The sequence below is a fragment of the Peptoniphilus gorbachii genome, assembly GCF_016908115.1.
Lineage (GTDB): Bacteria > Bacillota > Clostridia > Tissierellales > Peptoniphilaceae > Peptoniphilus_A > Peptoniphilus_A gorbachii.
In genome coordinates, this window is record NZ_JAFBDH010000002.1 from 179,427 (window position 1) to 194,949 (window position 15,523).

The window sequence follows — 15,523 nt, forward strand, 5'->3', positions numbered from 1 at the left end:
ATATCACCCCTCATTATTTTGTATATACAGACTCGTCTAATATTCCAATATAAGGAAGAGCTCTGTATTTTTCGTCATAATCCATGCCATAACCAATTACAAAATTATCTTCAATTTCAAATCCATTATATTTTACTGGCAAGTCAACTTTTCTTCTACTTGGTTTAGAAAGCATTGTTACAATTTCAATAGAATTTGCACCTCTAGACTTCAAAACTTTTGTAAGATAGTTTAGGGTAATGCCAGTGTCAATGATATCTTCTACAATTAAAATATCTTTGCCAACAATTGAAGTAGAAATGTCTTTTAAAATTCTAACTTCTCCTAAGGATCTAGTTCCTTGATAGCTAGACACATCCATAAAATCATATTCAAGATCTAAATCTATTTTTCTCATAATATCTGCCATAAAAGGAACTGCTCCCTTTAATATGCCAAGCAAAAATAAATTTTTATCCCTATAATCTTCAGTAATTTTTTTGCCAAGTTCTTTTACTTTATTTTGAATTTCTTCTTCACTTATAAGAACTTCTTTAATATCTGACATTTTTAACCTCCAAAATGAGTTTATTTAAAGTACTCTCATCTATTTTGACATCTTCAGAAATATCCATGCCAATAATATAAATGATTTTCTCATCATCACATATAAGACCTATTTCATCCCTTTTTATTCTGTCAACTTTTCTGTCGATAAAATAGTCCTTTAGCTTCTTATTATTTTTCATGCCAAGAGGCTTAAATCTGTCGCCTCTTTTTCTTGACCTAATATAAAGTCTTCCCTTAATTTTATCACAGTCTATAGTTTTTATAAAGAAATCTCCCTTAGAAATTACACCATCTTTAGAAATATTTATTTCTCCAAAGTCTGTGTAATTAATACCTAAATTTAATTCTACTTCCCTTTTGGGTATTTTTGTCTTTTCCTCTTCCACAAAAACTTTATCATAGGACTTTCTTGCAGAAAGCTTGCTGCCAAGATGAATAGTTCTTCCACTTTCTCCCAATATTAAATCGTAAATATTTAAAATATTATCTCTATTTAAAATATTTTCACTGTAGAAGTTTTCTTCCAAATAAGTTTTTATAATTTCGCAAGCAATAAATTTATGAAGCTTTGTCATTTCATCTACGAGAAAATAATTATCTCTTACGCATTTCTTATAATTTTCGCGAAGAATTTCCTCTATAAAATTATTGGCATCAGTTGCATTTTCTGAAAGTCTAAGAAGAGCATCTATAATATTTGGATTAAGTTCTCTAAGTTTTGGTATTAAACTTAACCTAATTTTATTTCTAGTGTAAATTTCTTTAAAGTTCGTCTCATCATCTACATACTTTAAATTATTTTTATGTAAATAATCCTCAATGTCACTTCTTTTTATGTCAATTAGAGGTCTGTAAATGTCCTCATTTACTTCATTTATACCAATTAAACCCCTAAGACCTGTCCCCCTAATAATATTAAATAAAATGGTTTCAGCACGGTCATTGGCATTGTGGGCAGTTAAAATTTTTCTTTCCTTAGAATTTTCTCTAAAAAATTCATACCTTAAAATTCTTCCAGCTTCTTCAGATGAAAGTTTATTAAGCCTTGCAAATTCATCCATGTTTACAGTTTTTGTTAGGCATTTTACCTTATATTTTTCGCAGGCTTTTTTTACAAAGTCCTCATCTCTTTTTGCAGTCTCACGAATGCCATGGTTTAAATGACAGACTATTATATCTAAATCAAAATCATCTTTTAAATCCATAAAGTTGTAAAAAAGATACATGGAATCAGCTCCACCAGAAACTGCAAGAGTTAATTTGTCGCCTTTTTTTATAATATTTAATTTTTTTAAATTTTCAAAAAATAATCTATCCATAATAAAAAAGTGGTAGAACTATCAAAAGATAGTCAACCACTTGCTAATTTCTAGAATTCCTCTTCTTAGTCTTTTGATTATATCTAGCTCTTGCTTCATCAAGTTTAGTATTGCTTTCCTTTAAAAATTTGCTTAAAATATCTTCAAATCTTGAATCCACTTTTTCTTCTTTAGGCTCTTCTTTTTTTTCAATTGCATCCTTAATTGATAGAGCAATTTTTCCCTTTTCGTCAATGCTAAGAACCTTAACCTTAACTTCGTCGCCTTCCTTAACGTGATCATCAATATTTTTAACAAAAGTATCTGCAATCTCTGAAATATGTACTAAACCACTTTTGCCTTCTTTTAAATCAACAAAGGCTCCAAACTTAGTTACCTTACTAACTACACCTTCAACAATATCGCCTGGCGATAAATCCATAATTTCCTCCTAAATTTTATTTTAAATCTTCCGATTTATTATTATCATACTTATTTATTTTTGAATCTTTTTCCTTGTTTTTGTCAACATAGATTACCTCTCTAGGTTTAACCATGCCTAAATCTTCTCTTGCGACTTTTTCCACAAAATCTGTAGAAGAAGAATTTTCAAGTTCTGAATTTAAATTATCTATTTCAAGTTTTAAATTAGAAATTTCTTTTTTATTCCCAGAAATAATTTCAAGCTTTTGATTTCTTATAGAAATTGATTTGCCAATTTTCACAGAACCATAAACCACTGAAAATAAAATAATAATAGCAAGAGCCACAGGGAATTTTTTTCTTTTAATATTCATAAAATCTCTCCCAATTTAAATTCAAAAACTTTAGTCGATTCTATCGTAAAGAGTTTCTGCATCCTTCTTGCTATTAACATCAGAAATATCCTTAACCTTAACTTTTATTTCTCTTTCACCAAGCTTTAAAGTTAATATATCATCAATATTTACATCATCTGAAGGTTTTGAAACTTTGTCATTAATTTTAACAAGTCCCTTTTCACAAGCTTCCTTTGCAATAGTTCTTCTTTTAATAAGTCTTGAGTTTTTTAAAAATTTATCTAATCTCATAATCTTCTCCAAATAAAAATATATCAAAAAAACCAGAAAATTTCAATACTAAGAAGAAATTTGAGCATAAAAAAAGAAGGCCCTGCCTTCTCTTTTATTACTTATTAACAGCTTCTTTAAGAGCTTTACCTGATCTGAAAACTGGTGCTTTAGATGCAGGAATCTTAATAACTTCTTCTGGATTTCTAGGGTTTCTTCCTTCTCTAGCTTTTCTTTGTCTAACTTCGAAAGTTCCAAATCCAACTAATTGAACTTTTTCTCCCTTAGCAAGAGCTTCTTGAACTGAAGAAATGAATCCGTTTAAAGCTTGTTCAGCGTCTTTTTTAGTAAGACCTGATTTTTCAGCAATATTTGCTACTAATTCTGATTTGTTCATTTTATATCCTCCTTGAAGAATTTTTATCTTTTCTTAGAATTGAAATGTTTTAGAAAACATCACGCACACATAGGCACGCAAACCTAAGACTGTTACAATTATAACTCATGTTAGATTTATTTTCTACAATTATTTTAAAAAAATCGCTATTTTATCCAATTTTTTATAGATTTCTTCAAAAATTTGACGCAAATCAATTAAACCATCATTGTCCTTTAATAAAAGTAAGAAAAGTGACAAGGCTAAAAGATCTTTTTCATCTTCATCATCTATGGAAAGTGACTTTGCCTTTTCTAAAATTTCCTCTTTTATCTCTTCAAAATTTTCCTCATCTAAATAAAGATCTTTTTCTTTAATAATAGATGAAATTTCATTTAAAATAATGTTTAAATTTTTGCCCTTTGCCCTTGGAATATATATACATGACTGATGATTGTAATCGTCAAGTCTTGGAAGTTCATAAATTTTAACTTTTCTAAGAATTTCATCATCTAATCCAGCATTGGTAATTACAAAGGCTAAATCTTCTTCATCATAAATTTCTTGGAGACTAAGAGATAAGTCTGATGCAATTCTCTTGTTGTAAACCTGTGTAATTAGTGTATCACGTCTTGTGTCAAAGTCAAATTTATTAGCATCAGAATCTAAAAATAATAGTCCGTCAACGGCATCTCTTCCAACTGAGGCAAGAACTGGCTCAATAAAAGAAATCCCATTTATAATTCTTATGTCAATATTTTTTTCTATTAACATCTTTACAGTTTTTTCTGCAACAAGAGGTGTCCCTGGGACAAAATAATTTATATCTTCATTTTTTGATTTTTCTATTAAAATTTCTACTATTTTAGAGTAAACTTCCTCAAAGCTTTTCATTTCATCATAGAGATAGTCAAAGGACTGGTAATTAATATTGTTTTCTTTAAAAAAAGAAAGAGAATCATGTCTTTCTGTCCTGAGAAAATTTTTATTTCCATTTTTCATAATTTTTACTGCTTCAAGAGTAAGATCTTTAAAAGATGTGGAACCAAGTCCAACTACATTTATCATTTTTATCACCAAATACATTATATCAGCTAGTCCTTAAAAAATCTTTTATTTATCTAGTTACTTTTAAGCATAAAAAAGAGAGGTTTCCCTCTCTTTAAATCTTTTTATAAATTTTTATTGAATAAATCTCAAAAATTAATCAAAGCCAAATTTTTTTCTCATTATTTCAAGTTCTTCATCAGTTAAGTCGTTTTCGTCAACAACTTTTTCTTCTTCAACTATATGTTTTTTACGTTCTTCAACAATTTTGTCATGTTCAGCAATTACACTTGCAACAACTTCTTGTGGAATGTCTATTGATTTCTTTTCTACTTCAGAAAGTTCAACTTTTCCACCTACACATAACTTTTTGCCATCTTCAAATTCGTAGACAAAAACTTCAAGTTCCCCTGCTGGATTCTTAATTGAAATTTTATATTCTTCATCAAGTGAATTAATATCATCTTCAATATAATTTATAACAGCAACTGTAGCTGAACCACAAGATCCTTCTCTAACTAAAGTATCTGAACCTTCTACATAAACGTAAGGAACAATTTCAAGTTTTTCTTTGTCAAAGAAAATAATTCCATAAGCTTCAGCCTTGTAATTTTCTTTCAAAATCTTTAGGGCCTCATCTACAAATTCTTTATCTTCTTTTTCTTCAACTATAAGATGACTTATGCCAGGAAGTTCAATTAATTTTAATTTTTTGCCAGCTATTTCCACATCTTTTTTATCAATAGCTGCATCAAGTGCTACATAAGCCTTTTGATTTTTTACATCAGCTATAACATCAGTTGTTCCTTCATGTCCACTTACATATACTTCAATGTCAACAAGTCCATCTGTGTCATAAAATCCTGCAGAATAAAGTCCATAGGCTCTAGTTGCATTGGCACAAAATTCTCCACCCATCATATCCATTCTAAGTGGTGCACCTTCGTAAGCTGGTGAAATAAATCCAACTTGTTCAACGTCTTTATCTATTTGATCAATTATACACTTTGTATAAGCTTTTCTATAACCAGGGTAAACTGGTGCTACTACAAATCCTGTAATATTTCCACAAGGGTTAGCTCTAAAATATTTAAAACTTTTCTTCATAATCATCCTCTTCTCGAATCTAAAATTTAAACTTACGCAATTATTATAACATACTAAGTTAGTATTTTTTCCCAACAATTGTTTTGTACCCGATTTTTTATTTTTAATTCAATAATTATTTTAAATATTTTTTTAATTCTTCAGCTCTGTCTGTTTTTTCCCAAGGAAGGTCTAAATCATTTCTGCCAAAGTGACCATAGGATGCAGTTTGTCTATAAATTGGTCTTAATAAATCAAGTTCACGAATAATATTTGCTGGTCTCATATCAAAGTTTTCCATAATAATTTTTTCAATTTCTTCGTGAGATAATTTTCCAGTGCCAAAAGTTTCTACATATACAGAAGTTGGTCTAGCAATTCCAATTGCATAGGCAAGTCCAATTTCAACTTTATCTGCAAGTCCTGCTGCAACTAAATTTTTTGCAATATATCTTGCATAATAAGCTCCAGATCTATCTACCTTTGTTGGATCTTTTCCTGAAAAAGCCCCTCCTCCATGTCTTCCAAAACCACCATAAGTGTCTACAATAATTTTTCTTCCAGTAAGTCCTGCATCTGCCATTGGTCCACCAATTACAAATCTTCCTGTTGGATTTATGAAAAATTCTGTGTCCTTGTCAATTAATTCTTCTGGAACAACTTTTTTTACAACTTCTCTTATTATATCTTCTCTAATTTTTTCCATTGGAATTTCTAGGGCGTGTTGTGAAGATACTACTACATTTTTAAGTCTTACAGGTTTATCTTCTTCATACTCAACAGTTACTTGAGTCTTGCCATCAGGTCTTAAGTAGTCTAGAGTTCCATCTTTTCTCACTTCAGTAAGTCTTCTTGAAAGCTTATGAGCAAGAGAAATTGGAAGTGGCATTAATTCTTCTGTTTCATTTGTGGCAAAACCAAACATAATTCCTTGGTCTCCAGCTCCAAAAGCGTCAAGTTCATCAACTCCAGCTTCTTTAAATCTGTCAACTCCCATAGCTATATCAGAAGATTGTTCTTTTATTGCAGATAAAACTGCACAAGTTCTTCCATCAAAGCCATATTTTGCTCTATTGTATCCAATATCTTCTAAGACTTCTCTTGCTGTCTTTTCAAAATCAACATAAGTTTCTGTTGAAATTTCTCCAGTTATAACTATCATCCCTGTAGATGCCATAGTTTCGCAAGCAACTCTGGCAAATTTATCTTCTGCTAAAATTTTATCTAAGATAGCATCAGAAATTTGGTCGCAAACTTTGTCAGGATGTCCTTCAGTTACGGACTCTGAACTAAATTGCCATTTTTTCATTTTTTAATTCCTCCATTTTAAATACCTTTGATTTAATGTATGAATTTATTTTTGTCTTTATCTCATAGTTAAATTAACAATCCATAAAAAAATCCTCACGCAAAAAGTGAGGACCATTAAACCTCATCTTTCAGATAAAAATCTGTGGGATTTAGCACCAACTAGGTTGCCGGGTTTCAAAGTGCCCATTCACTCCACCACTCTCAATAAGGTATTATTTTTTATTTGTAATGTGATTATAGCATTTACATATAATTAGTGCAATAGATTAAAATAATTCATAATAGATATACCTACTGGATAGGTTATTATGCTCATTATGAAACTAAGAGTTATTACCTTAGATGCAAATTCATAATCAGAATTCATTTGTTTTGTAAATATAAAACAATTTGCTGCACATGGTGTTGCCCAAAATACATAAGCAATGCCAAGTTCCATATTTGTAAAGCCAAGTTTAACTCCTATAGGAATAAGTAGGGCTGGTGCCACAACAGTTTTTATAAAAGCTGAAATAAACATAAGTCTAAAGTCACTTTTTGAAGATTCAAAATTTAAACTTGCACCTATTAATATAAGAGACATTGGTGTAGAAATTTTTGCAACCATTTCTATGGCTCTGTCCACTCCTTGATATACTGGCAAATGTAAAAAATTAAAAATTGCACCAAAAACAACTCCAGCTATCATTGGATTTTTTAGAATTTTTATAATTATATCTAAAATAGAAATTCTCTTTTCTTCAGCTTCACTGTAATAAGTAAGAAGAACTATAGCTGAAATATTGTATAAAGTTAAGCCAAAAGAAATTATAACTATCATGTGTTCCATTGATGGCGCACCATTGTAAATAATATCTAATATTGGAAAGCCAACATAGACAAAATTTGAACGGTAGGCACAATGTACAAAGGCAGATAATTTTCGCTTATCTTTAATTTTTAAACTTTTAGCAATAATTATTGAAATAAATATTATAAAAATTACTCCCAATAAAATATATGCCACATATTTTGGATGCAGAGATTCAATCCTTGCATTTTTTACGTCATAAAATAATTTAAAGGGTAGTGCCAGATAAAATACAATCCAGGTGCCTTTATCCACAAAATTATTATCTATATAACCCTTTTGTTTTGCAAAATATCCTATGAGCAAAACAAAAAAAACGGGTGATATAATATTAATCCCCATTAACAAATTTTCCATTTCATCACCTAATTTAATTATAGGTTAAATTTTTCTTCTTGTCGAGGGTCATCTTTTACAATACAATAGGGATAGGGGGTAGTATTATGAAAAAAATTTTAGGAACAATAGTTACATCTCTTGTTTTATTTTCTAGCGTTAATGTTTTTGCTGGTGCAAAAGTTTCTAGTCAAAGTATCTTACTAGATGGCAAGGACACTGATGTGAAAGGATATATAATCCAAGATAACAATTATTTTAAACTTAGAGATGTTGCAGCTCTTTTAGATGGAAAAGATGCAGAATTTAATGTAAGTTATGATGAAGATAGATCTGCTGTTATTATTACTAGCAAATCTGATTACAAAAAAACTGATGCTGATTTAACTCCACTAAAGGATAGTGATTCTGACATAAAAAAATCAACTCACAATGTTTATGTAAATGGCGTAAGACATTCTTTTAATGTTTATTCTATTGATGGTTACAATTATTTTAAACTAAGAGAATTAGGAAAAACTATTGGCTTTGATGTAAATTTTGATGAAAAAAATAACAAGGTTTTAATTGACTCCAAAGCTATAAAACCAAGATCTCTTGTAAATAATCAAGTTGAAGTAAAAATTGTTGATTATGCTGCAGGTTATAATGAAAAAGAACTTGACATTATAAAGGACCCAATTTTAGATATTAATAATTTTATAAAAAATATTAATAACAATGTCCTTGCAACAACAGAAGAAGGACAACTTTCAGGAGAAACTCAATATGTTAAATCTGAAAATATTGTAGAAGTTTATCCTTCCTTGACAAAGTATATTGGAAAATTCACATATAAACCTTATATAAGAATTACTCAAGGAGAAAAATCTGAAATTTTCCCTTATGAAGGAAAATTTGAAGTTGCAAAAACTCTTGCTTCAAAGGGCTTTGACTCCACAAGTGAATTTGAAATCTCTCTCGGTGCAAAGACTGAAGATAATTTTATTAAATACTCATCTTTTAAATATAAATAAGATTGGGTATAATCTAATAGGAGGTGTTTACATTGGAAATTAAAAAAGAAATGTTAATTGGAGAAATTCTTTCAAAAAAACCAGAATCAATTGGCACTTTAATGAGCTTCGGCATGGGATGTATTATGTGTCCTTCTTCTCAAATGGAATCTCTTGAAGAAGCTGCAATGGTTCACGGTATAGATCCTAATATGCTTGTAGCTGCACTTAATAAAGATAGCAAAGAAGAAGCAGATGCTTAATTTAAGCTATAAAGGAGAGGCAGATGCCTCTTCTTTTTTTACATAAATACTTTAGCGATTTAATAAGGAGATAATTATGAAAAAGAAAATAATTTATGCCCTATCCTTGGCTCTACTTGTGGGACCAGTTGTGGCTTCAGTTGAAAAAGCTAACTACACCCCAACAGATGAGGCAGTGACCCTTGAAGTGACAGAGGCTGAAAAGAAAAAAGTTGAAGAAATTAAAAAGATTTTTAAGGTCACTGGAGATTATGAAAGCTTTACTATTTCTAGTGACCCTATGAACAGTGACACTGGAAGTGAATACTTAAACAAGCTCATAAAAAATAAGTCCATCACAACTTACAGGTGGTCTGACGAAAAGTTAGGCGAGCTCAGCGTCTCCTACACTAACGATGGTGAATTTATTTCCTATAATAAGTGGAGAAATTCTAGTGATGAGAAAAATAATAAGAAAAAATATTCAAAGGATGATGCTCTAAAGGCTGCAGAAAATATTTTAAAGAAGGCAATCAAAGATTTTGACAAGAAATATATTTTATCCGATTATAGTATCCGCCCTGGCAGTGATTATATAGACCTAACTTATCAAAGGCTTTTAGCTGGAATACCTCTTGCTGATAATTATTTGAATGTAAGCTTTTCAACTGAGACTGGCGAAATAAGTGACATGATGCTCATGGGAGATAATTCCTATGCCATAACATTTTTAAAAGACAAAGACTTTAAGAAGAAGGCAAAAATTAGTCCTCAAGAGGCAGAAAAATTATTTTTAGAAAAATCCCCTCTCACTCTCTCCTACAAAGTTTCTGGGGGCAACAAGTCTGTAGAAAAAGTTTTTTCAAGTGATGTAGTGGATATTGATGCCCTTACAGGTAAGATTTTTAAAAATAATTTAAGAGATCCTTTCATGCCTTATGCCACTGAAGAAGCAAAAGATTCAGCTGCCTTAAGTGAAGTTGAAGTGAAAAAAATTGACGGTCTAAAGAATTTAAAGAAAAAATCTGAAGCTAAGGACAAGGCTCTTGAAATTGTGGGCAAGTCTTATACAGTTGAAAGTATTTCCCTAACTTCTGACAAGGATAATTATTATTACAAAATAAATCTTGAAAAGGAAAAAAATCCTGGCAGCCTTGTATTAAATGCTAAAAATTTAAAATTAGTTGGCTTAGATATTTGGACTGACAAAAAGGATGTCAAGACTAAGGTCACTGATGAAGAAGCTAAAAAAATTGCCCTTAACTTCCTAGAAAAGTATGGGGACAAGACTGAACTTAATTTAGAAAAAATTGATGTAAAGAAATTTGACTACATCACTATCCTTTTTATACCAAGGTTCGTGAACTCTCTTCCAGTTCTTGGTGAAGGCGTAACTATTGCAGTCGATGACGAGAAAAATGTTGTAAGCTATGAAAAAGATTTTTCAAGTGCAGATTTTAGCAAGGCAAAAGATATAGCTCTTACAAAGGATGAGGCAAATAAAATTTATTTAAATTCTAAAAATTTTGGCTTAAAGTATGAAATGACTGAAGAGGGTCCTAAGCTTCTCTACGGAAAAATAAAAAATATTGTCCCTCTAGTTGGCGAAGATAAAATTTTACGAGACAAATCTGGAAATATAGTTAACTTTAAAGAACAAATATCCTATGAAGACTTTGATAAGGCAAGGGATAAGGATGCAATTAATTCTTTAAAGGACATGGAAATTGGAACCATTGGCAAAAAATTATCTGACAAAATAACTTACAAGGAATTTTTAGGTCTCCTTAATGGAAGGTATGCAGGCGAATATTACGACTTTAGTCGCTATGACTTAGATGGGGATAAAGTAAAAGACAAGAAAATTCCTGAAAAAGATGCCATAAAAATATTAGTAATAGACAGAGGCTATGAGGACTTCACAAAGGCAAAGGGAATTTTTAAGGAAGACATCTTTAAAAATCAAAAATCCTTAGGCGACTATGAAAAGTATTATATAGTGGCAAAGGGCTTTGGCTACATTGACGAGGAAATAAATCCAGACAAAGACTTAAGTCTTGAAGAAATTTTATACCTAATCTATAATTCAATAAAGTAATTGTAATTCTTTTGTAATTGCAAGTTGCCTCCCACTGATGTATATTATCAGTGGGAGGTTTTTTATGACCCAAACAAATTACGATGCAAAGGCTTATGCAAATAAAAATTCAAATTATGATAAGAGAAAAAAATTAAGAAGACAAAAAGCAAGAAGACGAAAGAGGATAAGGCAAATAATTTCTATTTCAATTTTTGCCCTAATCCTTATTTTTATATTTTCAAAGATTTTTTCTGCAATAAAAAAACCAAAGGATGAAATTTCTCCTGCCCTTATGTGGTACTATGCCAACGAAATCGATAAGGACAGACCAAGAAAATACTACTACGATCCTGAATATATTTCCAACGTGGCACTTGACCCACTACTTCGTATGGAAGATGAATTTATAGTTAAGGGGTCTAATCACTTGAAAAAAGTCGATAAATTTGCCTATGATGCAAAGGAAATTCGCCAATATATCAAAAAAAATAATTATAAGGACGACAAAAAAATTGTATTTTTAACCTTTGACGATGGACCAAACAATACTATAACTCCACAAGTTTTAGATATACTAAAAAAAGAAGATGCTCGTGCAACTTTCTTTTTAGTTGGAAAATCTATAGGAGATAAAACGGCAAGTCAAGTTCGCCAAATTTTAAGAAATGGAAATGCCATTGCAACTCACTCCTTTAGTCACGACTATGAATATCTTTATCCAGGAAGAGTAGTTAGCCCTGAAAGAGTCTATGAAGAAATTGCAAAAACTAATGATAGACTAAAAAATATTCTAGGACCTGACTTTCACTCCAGCGTCTTTAGATATCCTGGCGGCGAAATGTCTTGGCAAAACACTGATGCAAGTAATGCACTTTTAGAATCTAAGGACATACACTGGATCGACTGGAACTCACTTGTTGGCGATGCAGAAAAAAAATCTGTTAGACCTACAAGCGTTGAAGGCTTTGTATCTTATCTTGACAAAAGTCTTAACGAAAATAAAAATACAAAAATTGCCGTTGTCCTTGCCCACGATGCAATAAATAAGCAGCTAACTGCCGATTCGCTAACTTCTGTAATAAAATATTTTAGAGACAGAGGTTACGAATTTGGAATTTTAAAATAACTTCAAATTTTTAGAAAATTTCATAAATAAGAGGACTGATTTTTTTCAGTCCTCTTTTTTTTCTCTCATTTATTTTTTAAAGTGAGTTTTTAATTTTTTCTGCTCTTTCAATTAATTTATCCTTGCCTAAAAGATAAATAATATTTTGCATTTCTGGTCCGTGAACATTTCCTGAGATTGCAGCTCTTACTGGCATGTAAAGTTTTTTGCCCTTTACTCCAGAGTCCTTTTGCACTTCCTTCATAAGTCCCTTGGCAGTTTCCATATCTATTTCATCATGAGATTTTACAATCTTTATAAAGGAGTCAAGAAGTGCAGGCACATGTTCTTGGGAAAGTTCTTCCTTAGCTGAATCTTCTGTTATTTCAATGTCACCAAATAAGAAGTCAATATGTTTTGGAATGTCTTCTAACTTGTCGCAAGCTTCTCTTACAGTGTCAATTAAAATCTTATACCATTCAAAGTTTCCTCTTATTTCTTCTTCAGTTAAAAGTCCTGATTTTGTGACAAATGGAATTGAAAGCTCAGCTAACTTGTCTAAGTCGTAGGACTTCATGTAGTGAGAGTTGACCCAGTTTAACTTGTCTGTGTCAAAAATTCCTCCAGACTTCCCTACTCTTTCAAAGGAGAATTTTTCTATTAATTCATCCATTGTCATAATTTCTTCCCCATCTTCTGGTGACCAACCAACAAGAGCAAGATAATTTACAATTCCTTCAGGCAAATATCCTCTATTTCTAAAGTCTTCAACTGAAACATCTCCTTGTCTCTTAGAAAGTTTTTTTCTGTCCTTATTTAAAACAGTTGGAAGGTGAACAAATTCTGGTGCATCCCAGCCAAAACATTCATACATAAAGACATGCTTTGGAGTTGATGGAAGCCATTCTTCTCCTCTTACAATGTGAGTGATGCCCATTAGGTGGTCATCAACAATTACAGCCAAGTGATAAGTTGGGAATCCGTCAGATTTCATCAAAACTTGGTCGTCAATTTCGTCTGTGTTTATTGTAACTTTGCCACGAACAGCATCATAAAATGTTATGTCCTTGTTTTTAGGAAGTTTTAGTCTAACAACATAGTCTTCCCCTGCTGCAACTCTCTTCTTTGCTTCTTCAAGAGGAATGCCACGGCAAAGTCCATCGTACTTAGGAACCTTTCCCTTAATTCTTTGTTCTTCACGAAGATTATCTAGTCTTTCCTTAGAACAGAAACAATAATAGGCAAAGCCCTTTTCAATTAATTCATCAACATATTTTTGATAAATTTCTAGTCTATTTGATTGAATGTAAGGTCCACAGTCTCCTACATCTGTAATCTTTCCATCTTTTACAAAGACACCTTCATCGTGAGTGATGCCTGCCCATTCAAGGGATTCAATTAAATTTTCTATGGCACCTTCCACATATCTAGTTCTATCTGTATCTTCAATTCTCAAAACAAATTTACCGCCATTTTTCTTGGCAAATAAATAATTATATAGGGCAGTTCTTAGTCCACCAATGTGTAAATAACCTGTTGGTGATGGTGCAAATCTTACTTTAATATCTGACATTTTCTTCCTCTCTCCTTATTTTGCTGTAATTTCTATAACTTGATAATAAGCCCAGTGATCTCTCTTTAGATCCTTAAATGGGTTCTTTGAATATTTATCTAAGAAAGATTTATTTATCTTTCTATCTAAAACTTTGTTAAAAATTGTGGCAGCCTCTGCCCTTGTGATTTTTTCATTTGGTTTAAATTCATTTTTAGATTTACCAACCATAATTCCATGACTTGACAATGTGTTTATGGCATCACTTGCCCAAAAATCTTCCTTGACATCTTTAAAATCAATTGGATTATTTCCAACTTGTAATTTTAAATAATTTGCCATCATGCTAGCAAATTGAGCCCTTGTCATTGCTTCTCTAGGTCTAAAAGTTCCATCTTTATAGCCAGAAATTAAACCCTTCTTTTCAATGAATACAATATTGTCATAGAACCAATCACTTTCCTTTATATCCCTAAAAGAAGATATATCGTTGGCAGCTGCCTTGTCATCAATTATTCTTTTTAAAACCGAAGCAGCTTCAGCCCTTGTAATTTTTTCGTTGGGAGCGAATCTATCCTTTGAGACACCTGACATATATGGTAGCCTAATAACTTCAATTGACTTTTGAAGTTCTTCTAAAGATTTATTAATTTCATCAGTGGAAACCTCGTTTTTTACAACAATATATTCAGCTGATGCAATTGCAGCGCGAATTCTCTTTTCATTGACATTACTTGTTTTTGCAGTGGAAAGATTTTTTGCAAAATCAACATAATCAGTTAGTTTTTCAAGAGTTTTAATTGTGCTGTAAAGTTCTTTTTCATCATTGTTGTCATTTACAAGTTCACTAGATTTTTTAGATTCAATCTTAGCTTTAACAATATAGTCTAAGCTTGCCTCTTTGTCCTTAGTTTCAGCAACTATCCTAATTATAGAGCCTTCCTTTAAATCTAAATTTTCAATTTTAAAATTGCCTTCTTTATCAGAAAGTGCATTGGAAACAACTTTTTTATCAATTGCCACCCTAACCATTGCATTTTTTTCTGTTTTTCCAACAATTTCACTAGAGCCATCGTAGACATCCTTTATAGAAAGAACACCATTTTGAGTTTTTGTTGAAGACTCAAGATTTTTTTGGTCACTCTTAGTTTCTCCACCCTTGTCAACATAAGATAAAACAAAGGAATTTTTTAAATTTGAACTAGAACCAACATCATTTTTTACCCTAGTTTCAATTTCAAGATTTAATTTTTCTCCCTTAATAACAGAGAGGTCATTGACATTTATTGTAATAATATTTTGGTCCTTACCCTTAATAGAAGTCTCTCTTATGTCAAGTTTACCTTGAGATTCTTCTTGGTCTAAAAATTTTGAATTCTTAACTTCAAGAGCACTGTCTAATAAAAGAGTTACAGAAAATGAAGAATACTTCTCTTTGTAATTTTTTGGCAAATTGACAATTAAATTGTACTTCAAAGAGTCCCCACTTTTTACTTCAGAAAGAGCAGGTTGCTCCAAGACAACTTGAATATCCTCAGCTGCAAAAACATTTACAAAAAGTGTAAAAGCCATTATTATGTATAAAAACATTTTTTTCATTAAAAACGCCCCCTTAATACTTTTATTATACTAAAGGGGCTTAAACAA

At 31.1% G+C, this 15,523-nt stretch carries 16 protein-coding genes and 1 riboswitch; of the genes, 4 read left to right on the forward strand and 12 right to left on the reverse strand.

Annotated elements, in window-relative coordinates; genetic code table 11:
• Positions 1-13: 13 nt before the first annotated feature.
• From hpt to JOD41_RS03050, 10 genes are all read right to left on the reverse strand, one after another.
• Positions 14-547 carry a hypoxanthine phosphoribosyltransferase gene (gene hpt / locus JOD41_RS03005; RefSeq protein WP_205051511.1) on the reverse strand — a complete coding sequence of 178 codons (534 nt, stop codon included), beginning with the start codon at positions 545-547 and terminating at the stop codon, positions 14-16.
• Positions 534-1,868, reverse strand: coding sequence for a tRNA lysidine(34) synthetase TilS (gene tilS / locus JOD41_RS03010; RefSeq protein WP_205051512.1), 1,335 nt, complete (start codon positions 1,866-1,868; stop codon positions 534-536). Before tilS ends, hpt begins: the two co-directional genes overlap by 14 nt.
• A 43-nt stretch (positions 1,869-1,911) precedes the next feature.
• On the reverse strand, positions 1,912-2,289 hold the full coding sequence (locus tag JOD41_RS03015; RefSeq protein WP_156700577.1) for a S1 RNA-binding domain-containing protein: 378 nt from the start codon (positions 2,287-2,289) through the stop codon (positions 1,912-1,914).
• 16 nt (positions 2,290-2,305) lie between these two features.
• Positions 2,306-2,644: an FtsB family cell division protein gene (locus JOD41_RS03020; RefSeq protein WP_156700580.1), complete on the reverse strand. Its 339-nt coding sequence runs from the start codon at positions 2,642-2,644 to the stop codon at positions 2,306-2,308.
• Positions 2,645-2,674: 30 nt separating this feature from the next.
• Positions 2,675-2,917 carry an RNA-binding S4 domain-containing protein gene (locus tag JOD41_RS03025; RefSeq protein WP_156700582.1) on the reverse strand — a complete coding sequence of 81 codons (243 nt, stop codon included), beginning with the start codon at positions 2,915-2,917 and terminating at the stop codon, positions 2,675-2,677.
• 97 nt (positions 2,918-3,014) lie between these two features.
• Positions 3,015-3,293, reverse strand: coding sequence for an HU family DNA-binding protein (locus JOD41_RS03030; RefSeq protein ID WP_019124088.1), 279 nt, complete (start codon positions 3,291-3,293; stop codon positions 3,015-3,017).
• A gap of 129 nt (positions 3,294-3,422) precedes the next feature.
• Positions 3,423-4,340: an SAM-dependent methyltransferase gene (locus tag JOD41_RS03035; RefSeq protein ID WP_205051513.1), complete on the reverse strand. Its 918-nt coding sequence runs from the start codon at positions 4,338-4,340 to the stop codon at positions 3,423-3,425.
• A 135-nt stretch (positions 4,341-4,475) separates the two neighbouring features.
• Positions 4,476-5,426: a histidine racemase CntK family protein gene (locus JOD41_RS03040; RefSeq protein WP_205051514.1), complete on the reverse strand. Its 951-nt coding sequence runs from the start codon at positions 5,424-5,426 to the stop codon at positions 4,476-4,478.
• 115 nt (positions 5,427-5,541) lie between these two features.
• On the reverse strand, positions 5,542-6,714 hold the full coding sequence (gene metK, locus JOD41_RS03045; RefSeq protein ID WP_205051515.1) for a methionine adenosyltransferase: 1,173 nt from the start codon (positions 6,712-6,714) through the stop codon (positions 5,542-5,544).
• Between the two features lie 120 nt (positions 6,715-6,834).
• Positions 6,835-6,927: riboswitch (SAM riboswitch) on the reverse strand.
• A 42-nt stretch (positions 6,928-6,969) separates the two neighbouring features.
• The gene (locus JOD41_RS03050; protein ID WP_156700590.1) at positions 6,970-7,923 is read right to left on the reverse strand and encodes an AEC family transporter; all 954 of its coding nucleotides are present in this window, start codon (positions 7,921-7,923) and stop codon (positions 6,970-6,972) included.
• An 86-nt stretch (positions 7,924-8,009) separates the two neighbouring features.
• On the opposite strand from JOD41_RS03050, the gene JOD41_RS03055 reads away from it, so the two are divergent.
• The 4 genes from JOD41_RS03055 (at position 8,010) to JOD41_RS03070 (ending at position 12,345) form a co-directional block, all read left to right on the forward strand.
• A complete protein-coding gene (locus JOD41_RS03055) occupies positions 8,010-8,918 on the forward strand; it encodes a hypothetical protein (protein ID WP_205051516.1) in 909 nt (302 codons plus the stop codon).
• Between the two features lie 32 nt (positions 8,919-8,950).
• Entirely contained in the window at positions 8,951-9,160 is a 210-nt protein-coding gene (locus tag JOD41_RS03060; RefSeq protein ID WP_156700594.1) for a DUF1858 domain-containing protein, read from the forward strand.
• Positions 9,161-9,236: 76 nt separating this feature from the next.
• The gene (locus JOD41_RS03065; RefSeq protein ID WP_205051517.1) at positions 9,237-11,237 is read left to right on the forward strand and encodes a YcdB/YcdC domain-containing protein; all 2,001 of its coding nucleotides are present in this window, start codon (positions 9,237-9,239) and stop codon (positions 11,235-11,237) included.
• Positions 11,238-11,301: 64 nt separating this feature from the next.
• A complete protein-coding gene (locus JOD41_RS03070) occupies positions 11,302-12,345 on the forward strand; it encodes a polysaccharide deacetylase family protein (RefSeq protein ID WP_205051518.1) in 1,044 nt (347 codons plus the stop codon).
• 76 nt (positions 12,346-12,421) lie between these two features.
• Here the strand turns inward: JOD41_RS03070 and gltX are convergent, their stop codons facing one another.
• Positions 12,422-13,897, reverse strand: coding sequence for a glutamate--tRNA ligase (gltX, locus tag JOD41_RS03075; RefSeq protein ID WP_205051519.1), 1,476 nt, complete (start codon positions 13,895-13,897; stop codon positions 12,422-12,424).
• A gap of 15 nt (positions 13,898-13,912) precedes the next feature.
• Entirely contained in the window at positions 13,913-15,475 is a 1,563-nt protein-coding gene (locus tag JOD41_RS03080) for an S-layer homology domain-containing protein (RefSeq protein WP_205051520.1), read from the reverse strand.
• Between the last annotated feature and the right edge of the window lie 48 nt (positions 15,476-15,523).

Bases quoted from the DNA above. Each gene is read 5' to 3' on its own strand.
- JOD41_RS03080 (WP_205051520.1), bottom strand. From the start codon at position 15,475: ATGAAAAAAATGTTTTTATACATAATAATGGCTTTTACACTTTTTGTA.
- JOD41_RS03030 (WP_019124088.1), bottom strand. From the start codon at position 3,293: ATGAACAAATCAGAATTAGTAGCAAATATTGCTGAAAAATCAGGTCTT.
- JOD41_RS03020 (WP_156700580.1), bottom strand. From the start codon at position 2,644: ATGAATATTAAAAGAAAAAAATTCCCTGTGGCTCTTGCTATTATTATT.
- tilS (WP_205051512.1), bottom strand. From the start codon at position 1,868: ATGGATAGATTATTTTTTGAAAATTTAAAAAAATTAAATATTATAAAA.
- JOD41_RS03065 (WP_205051517.1), top strand. From the start codon at position 9,237: ATGAAAAAGAAAATAATTTATGCCCTATCCTTGGCTCTACTTGTGGGA.
- JOD41_RS03040 (WP_205051514.1), bottom strand. From the start codon at position 5,426: ATGAAGAAAAGTTTTAAATATTTTAGAGCTAACCCTTGTGGAAATATT.
- JOD41_RS03025 (WP_156700582.1), bottom strand. From the start codon at position 2,917: ATGAGATTAGATAAATTTTTAAAAAACTCAAGACTTATTAAAAGAAGA.
- gltX (WP_205051519.1), bottom strand. From the start codon at position 13,897: ATGTCAGATATTAAAGTAAGATTTGCACCATCACCAACAGGTTATTTA.
- JOD41_RS03050 (WP_156700590.1), bottom strand. From the start codon at position 7,923: ATGGAAAATTTGTTAATGGGGATTAATATTATATCACCCGTTTTTTTT.
- JOD41_RS03035 (WP_205051513.1), bottom strand. From the start codon at position 4,340: ATGATAAATGTAGTTGGACTTGGTTCCACATCTTTTAAAGATCTTACT.
- JOD41_RS03070 (WP_205051518.1), top strand. From the start codon at position 11,302: ATGACCCAAACAAATTACGATGCAAAGGCTTATGCAAATAAAAATTCA.
- JOD41_RS03015 (WP_156700577.1), bottom strand. From the start codon at position 2,289: ATGGATTTATCGCCAGGCGATATTGTTGAAGGTGTAGTTAGTAAGGTA.
- metK (WP_205051515.1), bottom strand. From the start codon at position 6,714: ATGAAAAAATGGCAATTTAGTTCAGAGTCCGTAACTGAAGGACATCCT.
- JOD41_RS03055 (WP_205051516.1), top strand. From the start codon at position 8,010: ATGAAAAAAATTTTAGGAACAATAGTTACATCTCTTGTTTTATTTTCT.
- hpt (WP_205051511.1), bottom strand. From the start codon at position 547: ATGTCAGATATTAAAGAAGTTCTTATAAGTGAAGAAGAAATTCAAAAT.